Origin of the sequence: Anaeromyxobacter sp. SG66, from assembly GCF_022690805.1 — a bacterium.
GTDB classification, from domain to species: Bacteria; Myxococcota; Myxococcia; order Myxococcales; family Anaeromyxobacteraceae; genus Anaeromyxobacter; species Anaeromyxobacter soli.
The window spans coordinates 17,465-38,342 of sequence record NZ_JALCZC010000003.1; the positions used below are offsets into that span (position 1 = coordinate 17,465).

Annotated in this window: 20 protein-coding genes; 8 read left to right on the forward strand and 12 right to left on the reverse strand. The window is 74.8% G+C overall.

Annotated elements, in window-relative coordinates; genetic code table 11:
- The first annotated feature begins 74 nt into the window (after positions 1-74).
- From MNZ39_RS01655 to MNZ39_RS01670, 4 genes are all read left to right on the forward strand, one after another.
- Entirely contained in the window at positions 75-1,055 is a 981-nt protein-coding gene (locus MNZ39_RS01655) for an NADP-dependent phosphogluconate dehydrogenase (protein WP_242333494.1), read from the forward strand.
- A gap of 230 nt (positions 1,056-1,285) precedes the next feature.
- On the forward strand, positions 1,286-2,656 hold the full coding sequence (locus MNZ39_RS01660; protein WP_242333496.1) for a metallophosphoesterase: 1,371 nt from the start codon (positions 1,286-1,288) through the stop codon (positions 2,654-2,656).
- A gap of 54 nt (positions 2,657-2,710) precedes the next feature.
- Complete coding sequence (locus MNZ39_RS01665) at positions 2,711-3,322, forward strand: YitT family protein (protein WP_242333498.1); 612 nt, start codon at positions 2,711-2,713, stop codon at positions 3,320-3,322.
- A gap of 344 nt (positions 3,323-3,666) precedes the next feature.
- On the forward strand, positions 3,667-4,077 hold the full coding sequence (locus tag MNZ39_RS01670; RefSeq protein WP_242333500.1) for a cupin domain-containing protein: 411 nt from the start codon (positions 3,667-3,669) through the stop codon (positions 4,075-4,077).
- A 52-nt stretch (positions 4,078-4,129) separates the two neighbouring features.
- Here MNZ39_RS01670 and MNZ39_RS01675 read toward each other — a convergent pair whose 3' ends face one another.
- From MNZ39_RS01675 to MNZ39_RS01700, 6 genes are all read right to left on the reverse strand, one after another.
- On the reverse strand, positions 4,130-4,633 hold the full coding sequence (locus MNZ39_RS01675; RefSeq protein WP_242333502.1) for an SRPBCC family protein: 504 nt from the start codon (positions 4,631-4,633) through the stop codon (positions 4,130-4,132).
- 143 nt (positions 4,634-4,776) lie between these two features.
- A complete protein-coding gene (locus MNZ39_RS01680; RefSeq protein ID WP_242333504.1) occupies positions 4,777-6,033 on the reverse strand; it encodes an MFS transporter in 1,257 nt (418 codons plus the stop codon).
- A complete protein-coding gene (locus tag MNZ39_RS01685) occupies positions 6,030-6,434 on the reverse strand; it encodes a DUF3037 domain-containing protein (protein ID WP_242333506.1) in 405 nt (134 codons plus the stop codon). Before MNZ39_RS01685 ends, MNZ39_RS01680 begins: the two co-directional genes overlap by 4 nt.
- Entirely contained in the window at positions 6,412-7,191 is a 780-nt protein-coding gene (locus MNZ39_RS01690) for a phosphatidylinositol 4-kinase (RefSeq protein ID WP_242333508.1), read from the reverse strand. The genes MNZ39_RS01685 and MNZ39_RS01690 overlap by 23 nt, the downstream gene beginning before the upstream one ends.
- A gap of 117 nt (positions 7,192-7,308) precedes the next feature.
- A complete protein-coding gene (locus tag MNZ39_RS01695) occupies positions 7,309-8,946 on the reverse strand; it encodes an ABC-F family ATP-binding cassette domain-containing protein (RefSeq protein ID WP_242333509.1) in 1,638 nt (545 codons plus the stop codon).
- Positions 8,947-9,004: 58 nt separating this feature from the next.
- Positions 9,005-9,961, reverse strand: coding sequence for a YeiH family protein (locus MNZ39_RS01700; RefSeq protein ID WP_242333511.1), 957 nt, complete (start codon positions 9,959-9,961; stop codon positions 9,005-9,007).
- Between the two features lie 97 nt (positions 9,962-10,058).
- Between MNZ39_RS01700 and MNZ39_RS01705 the strand changes: the two genes are divergently transcribed.
- A complete protein-coding gene (locus MNZ39_RS01705) occupies positions 10,059-10,439 on the forward strand; it encodes a DUF309 domain-containing protein (RefSeq protein ID WP_242333514.1) in 381 nt (126 codons plus the stop codon).
- A 34-nt stretch (positions 10,440-10,473) separates the two neighbouring features.
- On the opposite strand, the gene pabB is transcribed toward MNZ39_RS01705, so the two are convergent.
- Positions 10,474-12,201: an aminodeoxychorismate synthase component I gene (gene pabB / locus MNZ39_RS01710; RefSeq protein ID WP_242333517.1), complete on the reverse strand. Its 1,728-nt coding sequence runs from the start codon at positions 12,199-12,201 to the stop codon at positions 10,474-10,476.
- Positions 12,202-12,378: 177 nt separating this feature from the next.
- Here pabB and MNZ39_RS01715 point away from each other — a divergent pair, with 177 nt between their 5' ends.
- Positions 12,379-13,095, forward strand: coding sequence for a hypothetical protein (locus MNZ39_RS01715; protein ID WP_242333520.1), 717 nt, complete (start codon positions 12,379-12,381; stop codon positions 13,093-13,095).
- Positions 13,096-13,192: 97 nt separating this feature from the next.
- On the opposite strand, the gene MNZ39_RS01720 is transcribed toward MNZ39_RS01715, so the two are convergent.
- From MNZ39_RS01720 to MNZ39_RS01730, 3 genes are all read right to left on the reverse strand, one after another.
- A complete protein-coding gene (locus MNZ39_RS01720) occupies positions 13,193-14,818 on the reverse strand; it encodes an SDR family NAD(P)-dependent oxidoreductase (protein WP_242333523.1) in 1,626 nt (541 codons plus the stop codon).
- Between the two features lie 98 nt (positions 14,819-14,916).
- Positions 14,917-16,275, reverse strand: coding sequence for an NAD(P)/FAD-dependent oxidoreductase (locus MNZ39_RS01725; RefSeq protein ID WP_242333526.1), 1,359 nt, complete (start codon positions 16,273-16,275; stop codon positions 14,917-14,919).
- Between the two features lie 114 nt (positions 16,276-16,389).
- A complete protein-coding gene (locus tag MNZ39_RS01730; protein WP_242333529.1) occupies positions 16,390-17,064 on the reverse strand; it encodes a YceI family protein in 675 nt (224 codons plus the stop codon).
- A gap of 161 nt (positions 17,065-17,225) precedes the next feature.
- Here MNZ39_RS01730 and MNZ39_RS01735 point away from each other — a divergent pair, with 161 nt between their 5' ends.
- Positions 17,226-17,945, forward strand: coding sequence for a hypothetical protein (locus MNZ39_RS01735; protein ID WP_242333532.1), 720 nt, complete (start codon positions 17,226-17,228; stop codon positions 17,943-17,945).
- A 12-nt stretch (positions 17,946-17,957) separates the two neighbouring features.
- On the opposite strand, the gene MNZ39_RS01740 is transcribed toward MNZ39_RS01735, so the two are convergent.
- Positions 17,958-18,404 carry a plastocyanin/azurin family copper-binding protein gene (locus MNZ39_RS01740; RefSeq protein WP_242333535.1) on the reverse strand — a complete coding sequence of 149 codons (447 nt, stop codon included), beginning with the start codon at positions 18,402-18,404 and terminating at the stop codon, positions 17,958-17,960.
- Between the two features lie 286 nt (positions 18,405-18,690).
- Between MNZ39_RS01740 and MNZ39_RS01745 the strand changes: the two genes are divergently transcribed.
- Positions 18,691-19,593, forward strand: a complete 903-nt coding sequence (locus tag MNZ39_RS01745; protein ID WP_242333538.1) for an alpha/beta hydrolase — start codon at positions 18,691-18,693, stop codon at positions 19,591-19,593.
- Here the strand turns inward: MNZ39_RS01745 and MNZ39_RS01750 are convergent.
- Positions 19,564-20,760: an acyltransferase gene (locus MNZ39_RS01750; RefSeq protein WP_242333541.1), complete on the reverse strand. Its 1,197-nt coding sequence runs from the start codon at positions 20,758-20,760 to the stop codon at positions 19,564-19,566. The genes MNZ39_RS01745 and MNZ39_RS01750 overlap by 30 nt on opposite strands.
- Positions 20,761-20,878 lie beyond the last annotated feature (118 nt).

The following is a 20,878-nucleotide window of genomic DNA, read 5'->3' on the forward strand; positions in this document are numbered from 1 at the left end:
GGTGGCCCGGAGCGACGTGAGCGATTTGTCCAGCGCGCGGACCCGTGCGGCCGGCGCGCCGAGGGAGGTCCCGGATGGCTTACGCGGCGGGTGAGCTGGGCGTGGTGGGGCTCGGGAGGATGGGCGGAGGGCTCGCGCTCCAGGCGCGCGAGGTCGGGCTCCGGGTCGTGGGCCTCGACGCGCACGGGCTGCGCGCGGAGCTCCTCGCGGCGGGCGTGGAGGAGGCACGAACGCTCGACGCGCTCGTCGCCGCGCTCGCGCCGCCGCGCGCGGTGTTCCTGTACGTCCCGGCAGGGCCCCCCGTGGACGCGCTCCTCGACGCGCTCGCGCCGCTCCTCGCCCGGGGGGACGTCGTGGTGGACGGCGGAAACTCGTACTGGGGCGACTCCATCCGTCGCCACGACCGGCTCGCGGGCCAGGGGATCGAGCTCGTCGATCTCGGCACGAGCGGCGGGGTCGAGGGCGCGCGGCGCGGCGCCTGCTTCATGGCGGGGGGTGAGGCCGCGGCGGTCGCGCGCGTCGAGCCGCTGCTCCGCGCGCTCGCGGTCGAGGACGGCTACGTCCACGCGGGCCCGCCCGGCGCCGGCCACTTCGTGAAGCTCGTCCACAACGGCATCGAGTTCGGGATGCTGCAGGCGATCGGCGAGGGCGTCGACCTCCTCGAGCGCTACCACGACCGGCTGGACGTCGCCGCCGTCCTCTCCGCGTGGCGGCACGGCTCGGTCATCCGCGGCTGGCTCATGGACCTCATGCACGCCGGGTACGAGTCGGAGGGCGGGCTCGACGCCGTGCCGCCGTACGTGGAGGACACGGGCGAGGTCTCCTGGCTCGTCGCCGACGCGCTGCGGCTCGAGGCGCCGATCCCGGTCATCGCCCAGGCCGTCCTGCAGCTCTTCGCCTCGCGCGACGGCGAGAAGCGCTGGGCGCGCGCCGTCGCGATGATGCGCCACGGGTTCGGCGGCCACCCCTACGGGCCGAGCGCCCCCGTCGCGGAGGAGCGGCGCACCGGCCAGGTGGGCGGGACCTGGCGCGACGAGCACGACCGCCCCCGGTAGAGAGGCGCGTGGCGCCACCTCGACGCGCTCGCAGGAGCCGATCGCTCTGGAGGTGAAGCTCGCGGGGCGATCCCGCGCGCGGCGCGCACCCACAACCGCGCACCCGTCCGCACCTCCGGGCGGCCTCCGGACGGAATGTGGCGCGCGCGCCCGGCTGTTCAACCGGGGTCACCAAGAACCCGTCGTGCCCGCCCCGGCGTCCGCGCATGCGGACGTGGAAGGAGACGTCCGTGCGCCTCACCTCGCGCCTCCCCGCGCTCGCCGCGGCCCTCGCGCTCCCGCAGCTCGCGCTCGCCACGAGCATCGTGCGCGGGCCCTTCCTGCAGCAGACCACGCCCACGTCCACGATCGTGGTCGTCTCGACCGACGCGGCGGCGCACGTCGAGGCGGTCGCGGACCTCCCCGGCGGCGGCACCGCCCAGGCGAAGAGCGACGGCACGCACCACCTGCTGCGCCTCTCCGGCCTCCCGGCCGCGGCGACCATCCCGTTCCACGTGACGCTGGACGGCGCGCCCGCCGGCGACGGCTCCGTGCGGACGCCCGCCGTGCCCGGCACCGAGGCCGCGCGCCACGCGGTGATCGGGGCGACCGCGGACACCGGCTCGGCCGGCCCGAACGCGCGCGCGAACGTCGCGCGCATGGAGCTCCGCGGCGTCGAGGCGGTGCTCACCATGGGTGACAACTCGTACCCCGACGGTGCGGCCGGCGAGTGGGACACGACGTTCTTCGGCGTGTGGAAGGACCTGATGCGGTCCGCGACGATGTGGACGGGCGTCGGCGACCACGAGTACCGGACGCCGTTCGCGCAGCCGTACCTCGACTCGGTCGAGCTGCCGCAGGGACCGCAGGGCGAGCGCTACTACTCGTTCGACTGGGGCGACCTCCACGTCGCCGCGCTCGACACGAACTGCATCGTCCCGATGGACGCGAGCCAGATGGGCTGCGACACGGCGACGATGGTCGCCTGGCTCGAGGCGGACCTCGCGGCGTCGAAGGCGCCCTGGAAGCTCGTCACGATGCATCGGCCCGCGCTCGCCACGGGCAAGTACGGCGTCTTCCCGGAGATCCCGCGGGCGCTCCTCGGCCCGTTCGAGAAGTACGGGGTGGACCTCGTCCTCCAGGCCCATAACCACCTCTACGAGCGCACCTGGCCGGCGCGGCAGGGTGCGGTCGTGAAGAAGGACTACGACCACCCGGGCGCCCCCGTGTACCTGACCGCCGGTGGCGGCAGCGACTACCTGTACGAGTCCGTCCTCCCGGCGGCGGAGTGGACGGCGTTCCGCGCGACGGAGTACCAGCACCTCATCCTTACGCTCGACGGCGGGACGCTCCTCGTGGAGTCGGTCCGGCCGGACGGCTCGCTCCTCGACAAGTTCCAGATCGTGAAGGACGTCCCGCCGCCGAGCGCCGACCCGCTCACGCCGCCGGCTCCCGGCGACACGACGACGCCGCCCCCCGTCCCGGAGCAGTCGGTCGCCGGCCCCAAGGGAGCGGGCGGAGGCGGCGGCTGCGGCTCGGGCCCCGGCGGCGCGCTCGCCCTCGGGATCGTCGGCGCGGTGCTCGCGTGGACGCGCCGCGGCGCCCGCGCCCGCCGGCCGTGAGCGGGCGCTCCCGGCGCGACAGCGCCGGGCCGTTCCGCTAATCTGCCGCGCCTCATGGACACCGTCCTCCCGGCGGAGAGCCACAGCGCGTTCGACGACGCCCAGGCCATCCTGACCGCCTCGGCGCTCGTCGCGCTCGGCTACGGCTTCCTCGCGCAGGCGAAGCTCCTGACGGGCGGCACCGCCGGCGTCGCCCTCCTGCTCGCCCGGGTGACGCCCTTCTCCTTCGGCCAGCTCTTCGTCGCGCTCAACCTGCCGTTCTTCTGGCTCGGCGTCCGGCGGATGGGGTGGCGGTTCACGGTGAAGACGTTCGTCGCGATCGCGCTCGTGTCCCTCGCGACCGATCACCTGCCGGCGGTGCTCCACCTCGACCGGCTGCACCCGCTCTACGGCGCGGTGATGGGCGGGGTCCTCGTGGGCGTGGGGCTCCTCGTGCTCTTCCGCCACCACGCCTGCCTCGGCGGGCTCAACATCCTCTCCATCCACCTGCAGGAGCGGCACGGCGTCCGCGCGGGCGCGTTCCAGATGGTCGTCGACGCCCTGGTCGTGCTCGCGTCGCTGTTCGTCGCGCCGCTCTCCACCATCGCCCTGTCGGTCGTCGGCGCGGTCGCGCTCAACCTGGTCCTGGCGGTGAACCACCGGCCGGGCCGCTACCTCGGGACCTGACCCCTCCCGACGCGGCTCGCAGGGCGCGCCGTACCGTCGGGCAGTTCCTCACCCCGGCCCTAACCCGGGCAGGCGCTCGAGCTCCGGCACGCGCTGGAGGGCCGCGCCTGGCGGCCGGGCGTCGTGCCGGACGGTGAGCCTGTCTCTGCGTCCGCGGAGCTCGCGATCGGACAGCCCCCCGGGCGCTAGAAGGCCGGGCCGGAGCCGCCATGCGCGAGCGGCGTGTCCCGCCCGCTCGGACATTTCGAGCGAACCCGAACGACCGCCGCCGGCCGTTGAATGCGACAAGGTCTCGGAGCACCGTCTCTTCCCCGGCCGCGTCGGCCGGATGGGAGGACATCGCGATGGCGCGCATCTCGATCAAGCGGTTCTCGTCTCCGGACGAGACCCGTCCGTTCAAGGGCAACGGGCACGCGGAGATCCTGAAGTTCGGCGACGGGGTGGTGGGAAGGGGCGTGTTCGAGCCGGGCTGGCGCTGGTCCACGCACGTGAAGCCGCTCGCGGGCACCCGGAGCTGCCAGGCCGCACACTCCGGCTACGTCGTCTCGGGCCGGATGCACCTCGTGATGGACGACGGCGAGGAGGCGGAGATCGGGGCCGGCGACTACGCCGTCATCCCGCCCGGCCACGACGCCTGGACGGTCGGCGACGAGGCGTGCGTCATCATCGACTTCGCCGGCATGGAGCACTACGCGGAAGGCCGGACCACCCGAGCCCAGCCCGGCGCGGAGTCCCAGGCCCCCGCCCATCACTGAGCGCTTCCGCTCGGGCGAGGCGCCGGGAGGCCGGCGCCTCCGCTCGAGCGCGCTAGGCGTGCGGCAACGTCGGCGGCGGCTGCCTCGAGGGCGGAGCCATCTCTGGCGCCCTCGGGGACGCCCCCGCGGACTCGAGCCGCTCCTTCAGGTTCTCGAGCAGCGTCTCGGCCTCGCGCTCGTTGGAATGGCGGAGGAACAGCTCCGCGACGTGCCCGAGCAGCGGCAGCGGGAGCTCGTACTGGATCTTCAGGACCACCTCCGTCCCGGCGTCGCGCTGCTCGAGGGTCCAGGTGAACGTGCTCGGGATCCCCTTCTCGTTCTTCGTCACGAAGCGGCGGGGCCGCACCGCCTCGACGGTCTCCGACCGTCCGTGAAAGCGCAGGCCAGCCATCTTGTAGGTCCAGTCCCAGTCCGCCCCGCCGCCCTCCTTGAGCTGGACGTTCGTGACCTCGACCAGGCTCGGCCAGATCTCGAGCAGGTTCCTCGGATCGTGCAGGTAGTCGAACACCCGCGCTGCCTCCACCTCGACGAGGATCTTCTTCTCGATCCTTTCCATGACACACCCCCACCCAACCCGACTTCGGTCCGGGCGGTGAACGTAGCCACTCCACCCCCCGCTGCTCGCCTTCTCGGCGGGAGCAATCGCGGGTACGGGCGCGCGGGGGAGGCGGCGGCGCGTGAGTCGCGCGCGCGGCCGCGTCAGCGCTCCGCAGACCGCGCGCTCCCTGCGCGCTCCTCGTCCGGCACCACGTTGCGGAAGCTGCGCCACAGCGCGAGGTCGTAGAGGATCTTGAGGCCGCCCGACAGGAAGAACGGAACGGACGAGAGCGCCGCGATCGCGTAGAGCGGTCCGGCGGCGAGCGGCGCGAGGGCCGCGCCGACCGTCCGGGCGATGCCGGTCACCCCGGCCGCCGCCGAGCGCTCGTCGGGGTCGACGACCGCCATCGTGTAGGACTGGCGCGTCGGCACGTCCATCTGCGAGATGGAGAACCGCACGAGGAGCACCGCGATCGCGAGCGGCAGCGTCGGCATGAGCGGGACGAGCACGAGGAGCACGTTCGAGGGCAGGTGCGTCGCCACCATCGTGTTCACGAGCCCCACGCGGCGGGCGATCCACGCGGCCGACAGCGCCGAGATCCCGGCGAGCACGTTCGCGCCGAAGAAGATCGCGCCGAGCCTCGCCGGCCCCACGCCGAAGCGCGCGTGGAACCACCAGGCGACGAAGCTCTGCACCACGAGCCCGCCGGCGAAGGCGTCGACGGAGAACAGCGCGGAGAGGCGGAGGATCGTGCCCCGCGAGCGGTGCAGGCCGAGGCGCGAGCGGCGGGAGGCGGCCGGCGCCGAGGGCGCCTCCACCGCGGGCGACAGCCGCGTGAACACCGCCGCGAGCGCGAGCCCCGCCGCGCCGTAGCCCGCCATCACGGCGCGGTAGCTCGCGAGCGGCGCGACGCCGCGCGACTGGAGCGCGCCGGCGAGGCCGCCGCCGGCGAGCGCGCCGAGGGCCGTCGCCGCGGATCCCGCGAGCTGGTACCAGGCGAACGCGGCGGTCCGCCGCTCCGCGGGGAGCTCCTGCGAGAGCGCCGCCTGCTCGACGGCGAGGAACGGGCCGACCTCGTTCCCCGAGGGGCTGATCACCCCGACGGTGGCCGCGAGGAGGAGGAGCGCGAACGAGGTCGTGGCGGCGAAGGCGGCGCCCGCGAGCGCCATGAGGGCCGCGCCGGCGAGGAGCATGCGCCTCCGCCCCCAGCGGTCGGCGTGGGTGGTGATCACGAGCGAGAGCGCGGTGTCGCCGAGGAGCGTGAGCGTGAGGAGCGCCCCGATCCGCCGCTCGCCGTAGCCCGCCGCGGAGAGGTGGAGCACGAGCACCACCGAGACGAGCCCGTACGCGAAGAGCCTCAGGGCACGCGACGCGAAGAGGACCGGGACGTCGCGGAGGGGCGCGGGCCCGGGCGTCATGGCGCAGGGGCCCGGGGCTGCCGCACCATGCGCTCGAGGAGCTTCTCGAGCGCCCGCGCCGGGTCCTCGCACACGCCGGAGTGCACCGGCCCGACCTGGATGACGGTGCTGCGCGGCGCGACGAGCCAGTGGAAGCGCTCCCGGAGCGAGAGCCGGCCGATGGGCCCGCTCCCCTCCCCGCCCGCCGCGACGCGCGAGAGCGCGGCGAGGTGCTCCTCGACGAGCGGCAGGTCCACCCCGGGGAAGAGCGCGCGGAGGCGCTCCCGATCGAGCTCCACGCGCGCGGCCAGGAAGTCCCGCTCGAGGCAGAAGAGGATGACGCCCGCGTTCAGGAACTCCTCGCGCTCGACGCGCGGGACGACGCGGACGACGGCGTAGTCAAACGAGCAGTGCGCGGGCACGTTCGGCCTCCTCCACGAAGAGCGGCGCCGCCGCGAGGCGGCGCTCGAGGAGCCGCACGTACGCCGCGCGGTGCTCCGCGACCGAGGCGAAGCGCGGCTCGCCCTCGAGCCACGCGTCCGGCACCTCGCCCACCGCGCGCGCGACGGCCCCGCCCTCGAGCCGCGCGGCGAGGCGCGCGCCGGCGGCGGGGAGCTCGGCCGCCCACTGCAGGAGCACGTGGTCCTTCACCGCGCGAAACGGGGTGAGCGCGGGGTCCGGCGCGTCCGGCCAGGCGTGGTGGAAGTAGAGGGACGCGCCGTGGTCGATGAGCCAGAGCCGCCGGTGCCAGCAGAGCAGGTTCGAGTTCCGCGCCGTGCGGTCGACGTTCGTCACGAGCGCGTCGAAGAACACGATCTCCGAGGCCTCCGCGGCGGAGGGCGGCGGCCCGGCCACCGGATCGAAGGTGGCGCTGCCCGGCAGGTAGTCGAGGCCGACGTTCGCCCCGACGCTCGCCTTGAGGAGATCGCGGATCTCCCCGTCCGGCTCGTTGCGCCCGAGCTCCGCGCCGACCTCGAGCCGGACGAGCTCGGGGACCGGCAGGCCCGCCGCGCGGGCGAGCTCGCCGGCGATCACCTCCGCGACGAGCGCCTTCGGCCCCTGCCCCGCGCCCCGGAACTTCGCGACGTACAGGCCGTCGTCGTCGCCCTCGACGATGGCCGGCAGCGAGCCGCCCTCGCGCAGCGCGGTGACGTAGCGGGTCGCGGTGACGGTCCTCATCCGGACAGGTTACCGCGCCGGCGACGCGCCCGCGATCACGCCGCGCCCGCGGCCTCCGGGCAGGACTCCCGCGCCGCGGGCGGCTCGCGCGGGGCGGCCGCGGGGCCCGCGCCTCGACTAGCGCGCCGCCCCGAGGTGCCGGAGCCCCGGCCCCTCGCGGCCGGTGCGCGCCACGTACTCCCCGTAGCCGCCGCCGTAGGCGATCGGGCCCTCGGCCGTGAGCTCCAGGACGCGGTTCGTGAGCGCGGAGAGGAAGCGCCGGTCGTGGGACACGAGCAGCATCGTCCCCTCGTACCCCGCGAGCGCCCGCACCAGCATCTCCTTGGTCGAGACGTCGAGGTGGTTCGTGGGCTCGTCGAGCACGAGGAAGTTCGGCGGATCGTAGAGGAGCTTCGCGAGGACGAGCCGCGCCTTCTCGCCGCCGGAGAGCACCTTGCAGCGCTTCTCGATCTCGTCGCCGGAGAAGCCGAAGCAGCCCGCGAGCGTGCGCAGGGAGCCTATCGAGGCGCGCGGGAAGGCGTCCTGGAGCGTCTCCCAGACCGTCCGGTGGGGGGCGAGCAGCTCCATCGCGTGCTGGGCGAAGTAGCCCATCTTCACGCTCCCGCCCACCGCGACGGTGCCCGCGTCCGGCGCCGTCTCGCCGGCGACCATCTTGAGCAGGGTCGACTTGCCCGCGCCGTTCGCGCCGAGCACGCACCAGCGCTCGCCGCGGCGCACGAGGAAGTCGAGGCCGCCGTGGACGACGCGCGCCCCGTACCGCTTGACGACCCCGGCGAGCTTCGCCACGTCCTCGCCGGAGCGGGGCGCGGCGCGGAACTCGAAGTCGACGGTCTTGCGGACGCGCGGCGGCTCGACCTTCTCGATCTTGTCGAGCTTCTTCACGCGCGACTGCACCTGCGCCGCGTGGGACGCCCGCGCCTTGAACCGCTCGATGAACGCGAGCTCCTTCTTGAGCATCGCCTGCTGGCGGTCGAACTGCGCCTGCTGGTGCGCGTCCGCGATGGCGCGCTCGCGCTCGTAGAGGTCGTAGTTGCCGGAGTACGTGGTGAGCTCGCCGCCGTCGATCTCGACGATCTTGGAGACGACCCGGTTCATGAACTCCCGATCGTGGGAGGTCATGAGGATCGCGCCGTCGTAGGCCTGGAGGAACTCCTCGAGCCAGATGATCGACTCGAGGTCGAGGTGGTTCGAGGGCTCGTCGAGGAGCATCGCGTCGGGCCGCATGAGGAGGATGCGCGCGAGGGCGACGCGCATCTTCCAGCCGCCGGAGAGCGCCCCGACGTCGCCGTCCATCATCTCCGGCGTGAAGCCGAGGCCGCCCAGGATCTCCCGCGCGCGCGCCTCGAGCGCGTAGCCGCCGAGCTCGTCGAAGCGGGCCTGCACGTTCCCGAACCGCTCGACGAGCTCCTCCAGCTCGTCGGCGCGGGCGGGATCGGCGAGGGCGTGCTCGAGCGCGTGCAGCTCGGCCGCGACCGCCGACACCGGGCCGGCGCCGTCCATCGTCTCCTCGACGGCGCTCCGCCCGGACATCTCCCCCACGTCCTGGGAGAAGTGGCCCACGGTGACGCCGCGGTCGATCGAGACGTTGCCCTCGTCCGGCTCCTCCTCGCGGGTCACGAGCCGGAACAGGGTGGACTTCCCGGCGCCGTTCGGCCCGACGAGGCCGATCTTCTCGCCGCGGTGGAGGACGGCCGACGCCTCGACGAAGAGGAGCTGCCGGCCGTGCTGCTTGGAGATGCCGTCGAAGCGGATCACGGGACGGGCGTTTTCGCACGCCGCGGGCCCCGCTTCAACCCGCCCGGGCGCGGGCGCGTCAGGAGATCCAGCCCTCCCGCACGGCGAGGAGCGTGGCGCCTCCCATGGCGAGCCACAGGAGGACCCCGTGCGCGAGCGGGCGCGCCCCGACCTCGCGGAGCGCCTCGCGCGAGAGGTTCGCGCCGACGAGGAAGAGCGTGAGGACGAGCGCCCGCCGGGCGGCGAGCGCCAGGGCGCCCGCCACGGGGGCGGCGGCGGGGACGAACGTCGCGATCGCCGCGGCGACGACGAAGCCCGCGATGAACCCGGGGAAGGAAGCGCGGCCCGCCGCCGCCCGCCCCGCGCGCCGCTCCAGCGCCGCGAGGCCGACCGTGACGGGGAGGATCCAGAGGGCGCGCGCGAGCTTCACCGCCGTGGCCACCTCCAGCGCGCGCGGCCCGTACTGCAGGGCGGCGCCGACCACCGAGCTCGTGTCGTGGATGGCGAGCGCCGCCCAGACGCCGAAGGGCGCCTCGGCGAGCCCCGCGGCGTGCCCGAGCGGCGGCGCGACCACGAGGGCCACCGCGTTCAGGAGGAACACCGTCCCGAGCGCGACCGTGACCTCGCGGTCGTCCGCCTGGATGGCCGGCGCCGCGGCGGCGATCGCGCTGCCGCCGCAGATCGCCGTGCCGACCGTGATGAGGAGGCCGGTCTTGCCGCGCACCCGGAGCGCCCGGACCATGAGCGTGCCGAGCGCGAAGGCGGCGGCGATGGTGACCACGGTGTACCCGAAGCCGCGCGCCCCGGCCCGGGCGACGGCGCCGAGGTCCATCCCGAAGCCGAGCCCGACGACCGCGAGCGGCAGCAGCTTCTTCGAGAGGCGGTGCGTGAGCGCCTGGGCGGGGTTCCCGACCGCGAGCGCGATCGCCGCGCCCGCGAGGAGCGCGCCGGCGGACGAGGCGGCGAGGGCGGCCCACGCGGCGCCGGCGAGGAGGAGCGCGTGCCCGAGCCCCGGGCGACTCGCGTCGTCGGTCATGGCGCGCAGCCATACCTCCGATCCGCACCTGGACGGGAGCGAAAAACCTCGGCGCCACCGCGTCGCGCCGCCGCGAAGCGCGCGCTAGACGAGGAGGATGGCACGGCCTCCGGACACGCTCTCCGCGGACACGCGCGCCGCGCTCGACGCGGGCGTGCGCCTCTTCGACGATGGGCGGTTCTTCGACGCGCACGAGGTGTGGGAGGACGCGTGGCGCGACGAGGCCGGGGCGCCGAGGCTCGCGCTCCAGGGGCTCATCCAGATCGCCGCGGGCTTCCACAAGGGCCTCGTGCAGGGCCGGCCGGCGGGGATGGTGCGGCTCCTCGGCGCCGGGCTCGGGAAGCTCGAGGCGAGCGGCGGGGTGGGCGGGCTCGCGCTCTCCACGTTCGTGGTCGAGGTGGAGCGCTGGCGAGCCGCCGCGAGGCGGTGGGCCGAGGGAGGGGAGCAGCCGCGAATGCGGGTCCCCAGGCTGCGGTGAAGCTCGGTGCCCGGCGCAGGGGCTCGGGACGCCGTCACGGCACGTACCGGATCGGCACCCATCCGCGCACCGAGTTCACGAGCCACAGCCGCGCGGCGCGGGCGAGGTCCTCGGGGCGGAGCACCGCCTCGCGCACCTCGCCGCGCTCGAGGAGCTCGGCGCGCATGGTCCCGGCGAGGAGCCCGGCGTCGACGGGCGGCGTGAGCCGCTCGCCGCCGACCTCGACGACCAGGTTTCCGATGGTGAGCTCGGTCAGCTCGCCCTCCGCGTTCTGCAGGATCACGTCGAACGCCTCCGGCCGCTCGGCGCGGCGGGACGCGTACACCTCGCGCCGGGTCGTCTTGTGGAAGAGGAGCCGATCGGCGCGATCCACCGGGGCGCGCGCCAGCGTCACGGGGAGCGGGGCCTGCGCGGGCGGCGGCAGCGGCGCCGCCTCGGTGCGGGGGCGGCCGTCGAGCCCCACGAGGAGGCGAATTCGTGCCCCCTCCGCCGGCGCGCGCGACGCCTCCGCCTCGAGCGCCGCTCGCACCGCCGCGAGCTCCAGCGGGATGCCGAGGTAGCGCGCCGAGCCCGCGAGCCGGGCGAGGTGCCGCTCGAGGCGCGCGTACGCGCCGCCGAAGAGCCGGAGCGTCTCGAGGAGCTGGAGGTCGTCCGCGGGCTCCGAGAGCACCGCCGCCTTCGCCATCGCCTCGTCCCACTCGCGCTCCGGGTCCGAGCCCCAGGTGATCCCGCCGCCGACGCCGTACGTCGCGGCGCCGGACTCGAGGTCGAGGTCCAGCGTGCGGATGGCGACGTCGAACACCGCGTCGCCGCCCGGCGCGACCACGCCGACGGCGCCGCAGTACGGGCCGCGCGGGCTCCGCTCCAGGTCCGCGATGAGCTTCGTGGCGGCGATCTTGGGCGCGCCGGTCACCGAGCCGCACGGGAACAGCGCGGCGAACAGCTCGGCGAGGCCGGCCGAGGGTCGAAGCCGAGCCTCGACGGTCGAGGTGAGCTGCAGCACGGTGGGGTAGCGCTCGACCGTGAAGAGCTCCCCCACCCGCACCGAGCCGACCCGCGCCACCCGGCCGAGATCGTTCCGGAGCAGATCCACGATCATGACGTTCTCGGCGCGCTCCTTCGGCGAGGCCGCGAGCGCGGCGGCGGCCCGCTCGTCCTCGGCGAGGTCGCGCCCGCGCCGGGCGGTCCCCTTCATCGGCCGGACCTCCACCCGATCCCCCTGCCGATAGAAGAACAGCTCCGGCGAGGCGGAGAGGATCGCCCGCCCGTCCACGACGAGACAGCCAGTGAAGCCGCCTCCCTGGGCGCGGCGGAGGCGCTCGTACAGCGCGAAGGGATCGCCCGTGAACCGGCCCCGCATCCGGAAGGTGAGGTTCACCTGGTAGGCGTCGCCGCGGCCGAGCGCGGCGCGCACGGCCTCCACGTCCGCGACGTGCTGCGCGCGCGTGACCTCCGGCGCGAGGTCATCCACGCGGGCCGCCGCGACCTCCGCCGCGGAAGGAGCCGCTGCGGTCGCGGGCGCGTCGTGGATCCCGAACCAGACGAGGGGGCCGGAGCCGCGGCGCACCGCGATCGCGGGATCGAGGCCGGGCGCCGCCTCGTACGACACGAACCCCGCCGCCCAGCGGCCGCGCCGCGCCTCCGCCTCCACCTCGACGAGCGCGGCGCGGACGCGCCGGACGTCGTCGGTCGCGATCACGCGCGCGGGTTCTCCGAAGTCGAGGCGGCCGAACGGGGCGAGATCGAGGCGGGCGCTACGCACCCCCGCCATCCTAGCGGCGGCGACCTCCGCCGTTCGCAGTTCCTCGCGCCGCCTCGGCGATCGGTGAACATGCCATGACGCGGAGCGGCATCGCCATCGCCCCCGGCGGCGCCGCGCCACTCGGATTGCGGACCCTGCGTCGCGGCCCCAGGTTGGGGATAGGACGAGGGGGGAGCCATGAAAACGTGGAAGAGGTATGCGCTGCCGGGCGCGGCACTCCTGGCAGTGGCGGCGAGCGGGTGCGCGACCGGCCGCCAGGCGAAGGGTGAGAACCCGGCTGCGGAGCGGGTCTCGGAGTCGCAGCGCCAGTCGAAGGAGGCGCTGAGCGCGGCGCAGAAGGCGCAGGAGAAGGCCACCGACCAGCAGAAGCGCGCCGCGACCGCGCAGGCGGACGTGAGGGAAGCGCAGCGCAGGCTGAACGAGGCGCAGCAGCGTGCCCAGCAGGAGACGATGAAGGCCGAGCAGGCGCAGCGGGAGGCGAACCTCGCGATCCAGCAGTCGACGCAGCAGGCGCAGCAGGCGCAGCAGGAGGCCTCACGGCAGCTCTCCCAGCAGCAGCGGCTCGTGAGCCGCGGTGAGCAGATCCTGGGTGGCCAGGTGAAGCAGGCGACCGCCAACCAGGTCGTGGTGCAGCCGCCCGGCGGCGACCCGATGACCTTCCAGATCACGAACCGGACGCGCGTCCAGATCGACGGCCAGCAGGCCTCCGCGGCTCAGATCACCCCGGGTGAAGATGCGCGCGTCGCGTACGAGATGACCGGCACCCAGCCGACCGCCGTGCTCGTGCAGGTCGTGACCGGCAACCCGGCGGCGCCCGGCGCGTCGCCGCCCGCGAGCCAGACGGGCACCGGGGGCACGGGCAGCGGCACGACGCCGCCCGCGCCGACGCGTTGAGCACGCGAGCCCCGATCGGACGTCCGCTCGTGGCGAGCTGCCGAGCCCCGAGCGGACCTCGCCGCTGCGCCGAGCTCGCGTGGGGCATCGTCCCCCGTCACCACGGCGTCGGGCGATAGTCCTTGAAGAACAGGCCGGCCTCGTGCCGGCCGGTGCGGAAGCCGTCGAAGATGGGCGCCACGATCCGGGCCGCCCCGTCGACGATGTCGAGCGGCGGCGAGAAGGCGTGCTCCTCGACCTTGCGCGCGGCGAGGTGGGCGGGGTCCTCGTCCGTCACCCACCCCGTGTCGACCGCGTTGAGGTGGATGCCGTCCCGCGCGTAGTCGCCCGCGCTCGTGCGCACGATCATGTTGAGCGCGGCCTTGGCCATGTTCGTGTGGGGGTGCTTGTCGGTCTTGTGCTCGCGGTAGAACTGCCCCTCCATCGCCGACACGAGCACGACGTGCTTCGCCGGGTCGCCGCTCGTCGCGGTCTCGGGCGGCGCCGCGCGCGCGCGGAGCATGAGGGCCTTCAGCCGCGCGGTCATCACGAACGGCGCGGTCGCGTTCACGAGCAGCACCTCGAGCAGCTCGAGCGTGGGGACCTCGTGCAGCGTGAGCCGCCAGGAGTTGTGGCTGCGGAGATCGACCTGCTGGAGATCCTGGTCGAGGACCCCGCGCGGGAAGAGCTCGAGCGCGCTCTTGCCGGAGAGCAGCGGGCCTTCGTCGCCGGGCGCCTGCGAGAGGAGCGCCGGCCGCGTCACCCCCGCCGCCCGGCGGTGATCCGCGAGCGCCGCCTTGAGCGCCTCGTGCTCGCGCAGCAGCGCGCGCTCGCCCTCGGGCAGCGCCGCGAGCGGGGCCTCCTCGCGCTCGAGGAGGTGCGCATAGAAGCCCGGCGGGCGGCGCACGGTCTGGCAGGCGTTGTGGAGCTGGAAGTCGAGCCGCGGGAGGGTCGCGTCCAGCCGCTGGCAGAGCAGCTCGACGCTCGGGGTGTGGCGGAGGTCGACGCCGTGGATCGTGAGCCGATCCCTCCAGGCCTCGAAGTCCGGCTCGCGCGCGTAGCGCGCGGCGGCGTCCCGCGGGAAGCGCGTGCAGGCGACCACGCTGCAGCCGGCGCGCAGCAGGAGGATGGCGGCCTGGTAGCCGATCTTCACGCGCGCGCCGGTGACGAGGGCGACCCGCCCGCGCAGGTCCACCGTCGCCGTGCGCCGCGCGAGGTTCTCGTCGCCGCAGGCGCGGCACAGCTGGTCGTAGAACGGGTGGAGCCGGTGATACGGCGCCTTGCAGACGTAGCACTTGCGCGGCTCGGAGAGCTCCGGGCCGTCGCCCTCGCCGGCGTCCGCGGGCGCCCCGGCGGCCGGGCGGACCGCCCCCGCCTCCTCGGCGCCCGGGAGCCGCGGCCACCAGCCCGAGGCGTCGGCGCCCGCGGGCGGGAGCTCGGGGAGCGGCGTCTCGAACACCGGCGCTGCCCGCAGCTGCTGGATGCCGGTCCCCCTGCGCAGCGCCTCGTCGCGCGCCCTGCGCTCCACCCGCTCGTTCCGCAGGAGCGCCCGCTGGAGCTTCTTCCGCTGCTTGAGGTCCGGCCGCGCCACCTCGCCCGCGAGCTTCTGCAGCGTCGTCCGGGTCTCGGCGTCGAGCTCCGCGAGCACCGTCCGGTCGGCGGCGACGCGCGCGAGGACCCTCAGCGCGATCGCGAGGTCCTCGCCGGTGAGGGGCCGCCCGCCCTCTTCTCTCCGATCCGACATGGGGCCGGGTTCTAACCCGCGAGGGCCTCCCATCCAAAGCGCTGGGCTCGGGTCGCGGGGCGTGCGGTCGCCAGGCCGCGCGCCGCCACGACGGCCGCCTAGGTGTCCGGCCGTTCCGGATCGCTCTCGTTGGGCGGCCAGGCGTCCACGTCCGGCGGCGCCACCCCCGCGACGGCCCGGAACCGCTCCTCCTCCGGCGTCTCCAGGATGAGGCGCGTGCCGCGCTTGAAGGTCAGGTAGTGCCAGATCCACTGGAACATGACCGCCACCCGGTTCCGGAAGTCGATGAGGAACCAGATGTGGATGAAGAGCCAGGCGAACCAGGCGAGGACCCCGGTCAGGCGGAACCTCCAGAACCCGGCCACGGCGCGCCCGCGCCCGACCGTGGCCATGACGCCCTTGTCGAAGTAGGCGAACGGCCGGCGCGGCTTCCCCGCGAGCGTCGCGCGGAGGTTCCTCGCGGCGTGCTTGCCCTGCTGGATCGCGGCCGGCGCGACGCCGGGGATCGGCGTGCCGTCCTTCTTCCGCGCCGCCGCGAGGTCGCCGACGACGTAGATCTCCTCGTGCCCCGGGACCGTCAGGTCGGGGTTCACGACGACGCGCCCCGCGCCGTCGAGCGGCACCCCCAGCGTTCGCGCCAGCGGTGCACCGGCGACGCCGGCGGCCCAGAGCACGGTGCGGGCGGCCACGCGCTCCTCTCCGATCTGCACGCCGCGCGGGTCCACGCCGGTGACGCGCTTGCCCGTCCAGACGTGCACCCCGAGCCGCTCGAGCTCGCGCTGCGCCGCCGCCGAGAGCTCCGGCGGCAGCGCCGGGAGGATGCGCTCGGTGCCCTCGACCAGGATCACGCGCGCACGCTCGGTGGACACCGTCCGGAAGTCGCGCGGGATCGTGAAGCGGGCGATCTCCGCGAGCGCGCCCGCGAGCTCGACGCCGGTGGGGCCGCCGCCGACGACGACGAAGGTTAGGAGCGCCTCGCGGCGCTGGCGGTCCGGGTCCGCCTCCGCGCGCTCGAAGGCGGTGAGCACGCGGCGGCGGATCTCCTCCGCGTCCTCCAGCGTCTTCAGCCCCGGCGCGAACCGGGCCCACTCGTCGTGGCCGAAGTAGGAGTGCGTCGCGCCGGCCGCCACGACGAGGTAGTCGTAGTCGAGCGCGAGGCCGTTCACGAGCCGCAGCCGCCTCGCGTCCGGCTCGATCGCCGCCGCCTCCGCGAGCAGCACGCGCGCGTTCCGCTGCCGCGACAGGACGTGCCGGATCGGCTCGGCGATGTCGCCGGGGTTCAGGGCCGCGGTCGCCACCTGGTAGAGCAGCGGCTGGAAGAGGTGGTGGTTGCGCCGGTCCACGAGCGTCACCTGCACCGGCGCGCGCGCGAGCCCCCGCGCCGCGTAGATCCCGGCGAAACCGCCCCCGACGATGACGACCCGTGGCGCTCGAGACTCGACCTGCTGCCCTTCCACCGCCGCTCCTCGCCCGGCGCTGCGGCGTTTCGCCGCGCGCCCAGAGCTCGCGAGCCGGCCAATTCGCGGGCCGGCGTGAAGGGGACTGCTTTACTCCACTATCGCGCCTGGGCGCTACGGCTCTCTTGCCGCGGCGCCCGGGCGCGGCTTCGCGGACGCCCCCCGGGGACCGGCCCGGTGCAGCGAGAGGGCGATCTCGACGACGAGCTCGTCCTTGACGCCGACGGTCCCGCCGAACCCGCTGAACGGCTTGATCCCGAACGCCGTCTGCTTCACGTGCGCGTTCCCGCGGACGCTCCAGGCGTCCGCGCCCCGCTCCGCCTCGAAGTCGACGTCGGCGGGCGCGCTCCGGCCGCGGAGCGCGAGCGTGCCGTGCAGCGTGCCGCGGAGGTGCGCCCCGTCGGTCGAGCCGCGCTCGAGCTCGAGGCGCTGCGATCGGAACTCGATCCGCGGGTGATGCTCGGCGTCGAGGACGTCCGGCCCGCTCGCCTGCGCGTCCACCTTCCGGCGGTCGCCCTCGGACAGGCGCGGCTGCCGGTCGTGCAGCGAGCCGGCCGAGAGGATGACCTCGACCGAGGTGGACGCCGGGTCTCCGTCGGGGATGACCGCGCTCGCGCGCCACTCCGTGACCTCGAACGCGTGGTCGTGGGCGAAGCCGGAGAAGAGGCCCTTCTTCTGGACGTGCACGACGATGTGGCCGCTCGGCGGGAGCGCTTCCCACTCCCCCGCCGACGCCGCCGGAGCGACCGCCGCGAGACCGACCGCGAGCGCGAGCGAGAGGAACCTCACGGGCAGCTCCTCGTCACGGGAGGATCCCTTTCAAAGGGTGAGCGCGCGGGCGCACGATCCTTCGACGGGCCGGCGACGGGGCCGCTCCGGGCGAGACCTCGCGACCGGGACCGAACGTGGATACACAGCATGCCGGCAGGTGACGCGGCGAGGAGGACGACATGTTCCACGCGCTGGTGATGTCGGTGGTCTGCGCGACGGCGGGGAGCCTCTCCACGGCCCCCGCTCCCGCTCGGACGGTGCAGGCGGCGCTCCACCTCGAGCTCCTCGCGCCCGCCGGGGTGACCGCGAGCGCACCCGGCGACCTCGCGCTCCACCGTCCCGGGCTCGGCGAAGGCGAGCGAGCGCACCAGGATGCCGGCGAGCTCGCGCCGCCGGACGACGCCCGCGTGAGGAGCCTTCGCCGCTGGGAGCGCGCCCTCAAGTGGAGCACCGCCGGCGCGCTCCTCGCGACGAGCACCCTCGGGACGCTGGCCGCAATCAACCAGCCCACGGCGTTCGGGGACGGGCGCTGCCAGACCGGCCACCCCGTCCTCGGCACGTACGGCTGCGATCGCGGGCTGTCGACCCTCCACGGCACGAGCGGCGTCCTCTCCGCGACGCTCTACACCGCGAACGGCGTGCTCGCGCTCTCGGTCCCCGGCCCGGTGGGCCACGTCAGGCCGGCGGCCCGGCCGTGGCATCGCGCGCTCACCTACGTCCACCTCGGCGGGATCACCCTGCAGCCGATCCTCGGCCTCGTCTCGGCGTTTCCCCAGGTGATCGGGGTGCGCAACACCGCGCCCGGCGATCGGTTCCCGAAGAACACGCGCACCATCCACGTCGGGCTGGGCTACCTCACGGCCGCCGCCTACCTCGCGACGCTCGCGCTCGAGCAGTGACCGGCGGGCCACTCAGTAGCCTCCGCCGCCGCTGCCGCCCGGCGGCGCGGCGGGCTGCGCGGCCGCGTCGACGGTGATCGTGCCGTTCGGCGGCTTCATGGTCGCCGCGTGGACCGTGCAGTAGAAGGGGATCCTCGTCCCGTTGGGCGCGCTCGCGGGGATCGTGAAGGTCTTCTGACCGTCGAAGGTGCCGGTGTCGAACGACACCCCCGCGACCGCGCCGGGAGTGAAGGCGTTCGCGGTCGCCTCGCTCGTCACCGAGTGCGGGACCGCGTCCTTGTTGAGGACCGTCACCGTCCCGCCGGGCGGCACCGACAGGCTCGCCGGGGAGAAGGTCATGTTGGAGATGGTGATGTAGAAGCCGGGCGTGGAGGGCGTGCTCGACGAGCTCGATCCTCCGCAGCCGGCCAGGACGCCCATCGCCACGGCGACGAGCCCGGCCCTCGTTCCAGCCTGCATACGCCCCTCCCTCTCCTCGCGCTTCGGCCCGCGCCTCCGGACCGCGCTCTCAGTGTTCGACGCGCGACGGGCCGGTCCGGTTTCGCGGCCCGGTTGAGGCGAGCCGGTCGTACCCCCCGCGAAGCGAGCGAGCGTGGCACGGCGCGTAGGCGCCCAGGAGGACGTGCCCGGCTGGCGCGGCCTCCCGGGCGCGGGCGGGAGGGAGCTTCGTCCTCGCGGCGGCGACCGGGCATCCGGGCGCTCCCGCGCTGTGGCCGTGACGACGCGCCGTTATCAAACGTCGCTCATGACGGAGCGCGTCGGGAGATCGATCGAGCGGCGGAGCGGCGCGGTGCGCGTCGCGCTCCTCGCGCTCGCCGCGCTGACCGTGCAGTGCGCGGGCGCGGCCGTGCGGCCGCCGCCGAAGGACCTCGACGCCGAGCCCGTCGCGTTCCCCAGCGCCTCCGGCAGCGACATCCACGGCTGGTTCGTGCGCGGCCGGCCCCGGGCCGGAGCGGTGGTGCTCCTGCACGGCATGGGCGCGAACCGGCTGACGATGGTGGACCGGGCGCGGTTCCTCAGCGCCGCCGGCTACTCCGTGCTGCTCATCGACTTCCGCGCGCACGGCGAGAGCCCGGGCGAGGAGTCCACCTACGGCGCGCTCGAGAGCCGCGACGCGCGCGCCGCGGTCGAGTTCGTGCGGAGCGCCCTCCCCGGCGAGCGGGTGGGCGTCATCGGGATCTCGATGGGAGGCGCCGCGGCGCTGCTCGGGGAGACGCCGCTCCCGGTGGAGGCGCTCGTGCTCGAGTCGGTCTACCCCACCATCCGGGACGCCGTGCGCGACCGGCTGCGCGCCTGGCTCGGGCCCATCGGCCCGCCCCTCACCTCGCTCGTGCTGCACTCGATCTTCCCGCGCGACGGCGTGCGGGCCGCGGACCTTCGGCCGATCGACCGGATCGGCGAGCAGACGGCGCCGGTGCTCGTCGCCGCCGGCACCGCCGACCGGTACACGACCCCGAGCGAGTCGCGGGCGCTCTTCGAGCGCGCCCGGTCGCCGAAGGAGCTCTGGGAGGTCGACAGGGCGGCGCACGTCGACCTGCACGCGTTCGCGCCCGCCGAGTACGAGCGACGCGTCGGCGCCTTCCTCGCGCGGCATCTGCGCGAGGCGGGGATGGCCGCGTCACGCCTGGCTGGCGCGCACGGCGGCTGAGCGCCGCTTGAGCCCGAAGATCGGCCGGAGGAGGTCGCTCGAGGCGACGAGCGCGCAGAGGGCGAGCGTGGTCGCGAGCGAGGCCACGAAGATGAACGCGAACGCGGGCAGGATCCCGAGCCCCGCCCGCACGGCGAGGTACGCGAAGCCGACGACGATCGGCTGGTGCAGCACGTAGAACGGGAAGACCAGCTCTCCTGCGCGCAACGCCACCGTACGCCGGACGTCGAGGTGGCGGCGCGCGCCGCCGAGCAGCGCGAGCAGCCAGCAGGCGGCGCCGAACGCGTAGCCGCCCCACAGGAGCGCGCCGGCCGGGGAGCGCGGCGCGGGCAGGCGGTCCAGGAGGTGGCCGGGCCAGGCCCACACCGCGAGCGTCGCGGACGTCGCGAGCGCCAGGACGAGGGCCGCCTGCCAGCACCGGTCCAGCGCGCGCTTGAAGCCGTCCTCTCCCGCCAGCGCGAACCCGAACACGAACCCGGGGAGGAGCAGCGCCCGGTCGGACCAGTCCGCGGAGAGCGGCGGGGTGCCGGGGAAGACGACCTCGATCGCGATCCGGATCGCCACGTACGGCAGGACGAGCCAGATGAGCCCACCCGGCGCGTCGCACGGCGCCGCGACGCGCGCCATCGTGCGCCGGCCGGCGGGCGTGCGCAGCCACTGGAGGAGCGGCAGCGTGGCGAGCGAGAACGCGAGCAGGAAGACGACGAACCACAGGTGGTGCCAGCCGAAGTTCCCCCGCGGATAGAGGCCGTCGAAGAAGTGCGGGTAGAAGTCGAGGAACGACCCGCCGAACTGACCCTTCAGGCGGCGCTCGAGATACACCTGCGGCGGGACGAGCACGAGGAGCCCCGCGGCGAGGGGGAGCGCGAGGCGCAGGAGCCTGTCTTTGACGTACGCGCGGGTCGAGCGGCGCGCGAGCGCGTACCAGGTGCTCTCCCCGGCGAGCATCATGAAGAGGGGCATGATCCAGGGAGCGAAAACCAGGATCACCTCCCCCAGCCACTTCGTCCGCTCCGGGCTCGTGACGTGCCAGCTGTCCCAGGGGTTGAAGGGCTCCGCCGCGTGGATGAGGAACACGAGGAGCGCGCCCGCGACCTTGAGCCACTCCACGTCGGCGCGCCGGCGCGTCACGGTCCGTGCTGCGTCGGGGAGCAGGCGAGCGGGCATCGCTGCGATCGCCACGACGAACACGGTACGCTCAGGACGCTCGAGCGCTCAACGCGGGCGCCGGGGCGTGCGCCACCTCGCCCGGGCCGGGCGCTCGTCCGGGGAGCCCCCAGCGCGA

Bases quoted from the DNA above. Each gene is read 5' to 3' on its own strand.
- MNZ39_RS01655 (WP_242333494.1), top strand. From the start codon at position 75: ATGGCTTACGCGGCGGGTGAGCTGGGCGTGGTGGGGCTCGGGAGGATG.
- MNZ39_RS01665 (WP_242333498.1), top strand. From the start codon at position 2,711: ATGGACACCGTCCTCCCGGCGGAGAGCCACAGCGCGTTCGACGACGCC.
- MNZ39_RS01670 (WP_242333500.1), top strand. From the start codon at position 3,667: ATGGCGCGCATCTCGATCAAGCGGTTCTCGTCTCCGGACGAGACCCGT.
- MNZ39_RS01675 (WP_242333502.1), bottom strand. From the start codon at position 4,633: ATGGAAAGGATCGAGAAGAAGATCCTCGTCGAGGTGGAGGCAGCGCGG.
- MNZ39_RS01680 (WP_242333504.1), bottom strand. From the start codon at position 6,033: ATGACGCCCGGGCCCGCGCCCCTCCGCGACGTCCCGGTCCTCTTCGCG.
- MNZ39_RS01690 (WP_242333508.1), bottom strand. From the start codon at position 7,191: ATGAGGACCGTCACCGCGACCCGCTACGTCACCGCGCTGCGCGAGGGC.
- MNZ39_RS01700 (WP_242333511.1), bottom strand. From the start codon at position 9,961: ATGACCGACGACGCGAGTCGCCCGGGGCTCGGGCACGCGCTCCTCCTC.
- MNZ39_RS01705 (WP_242333514.1), top strand. From the start codon at position 10,059: ATGGCACGGCCTCCGGACACGCTCTCCGCGGACACGCGCGCCGCGCTC.
- MNZ39_RS01715 (WP_242333520.1), top strand. From the start codon at position 12,379: ATGAAAACGTGGAAGAGGTATGCGCTGCCGGGCGCGGCACTCCTGGCA.
- MNZ39_RS01720 (WP_242333523.1), bottom strand. From the start codon at position 14,818: ATGTCGGATCGGAGAGAAGAGGGCGGGCGGCCCCTCACCGGCGAGGAC.
- MNZ39_RS01735 (WP_242333532.1), top strand. From the start codon at position 17,226: ATGTTCCACGCGCTGGTGATGTCGGTGGTCTGCGCGACGGCGGGGAGC.
- MNZ39_RS01740 (WP_242333535.1), bottom strand. From the start codon at position 18,404: ATGCAGGCTGGAACGAGGGCCGGGCTCGTCGCCGTGGCGATGGGCGTC.
- MNZ39_RS01745 (WP_242333538.1), top strand. From the start codon at position 18,691: ATGACGGAGCGCGTCGGGAGATCGATCGAGCGGCGGAGCGGCGCGGTG.
- MNZ39_RS01750 (WP_242333541.1), bottom strand. From the start codon at position 20,760: ATGCCCGCTCGCCTGCTCCCCGACGCAGCACGGACCGTGACGCGCCGG.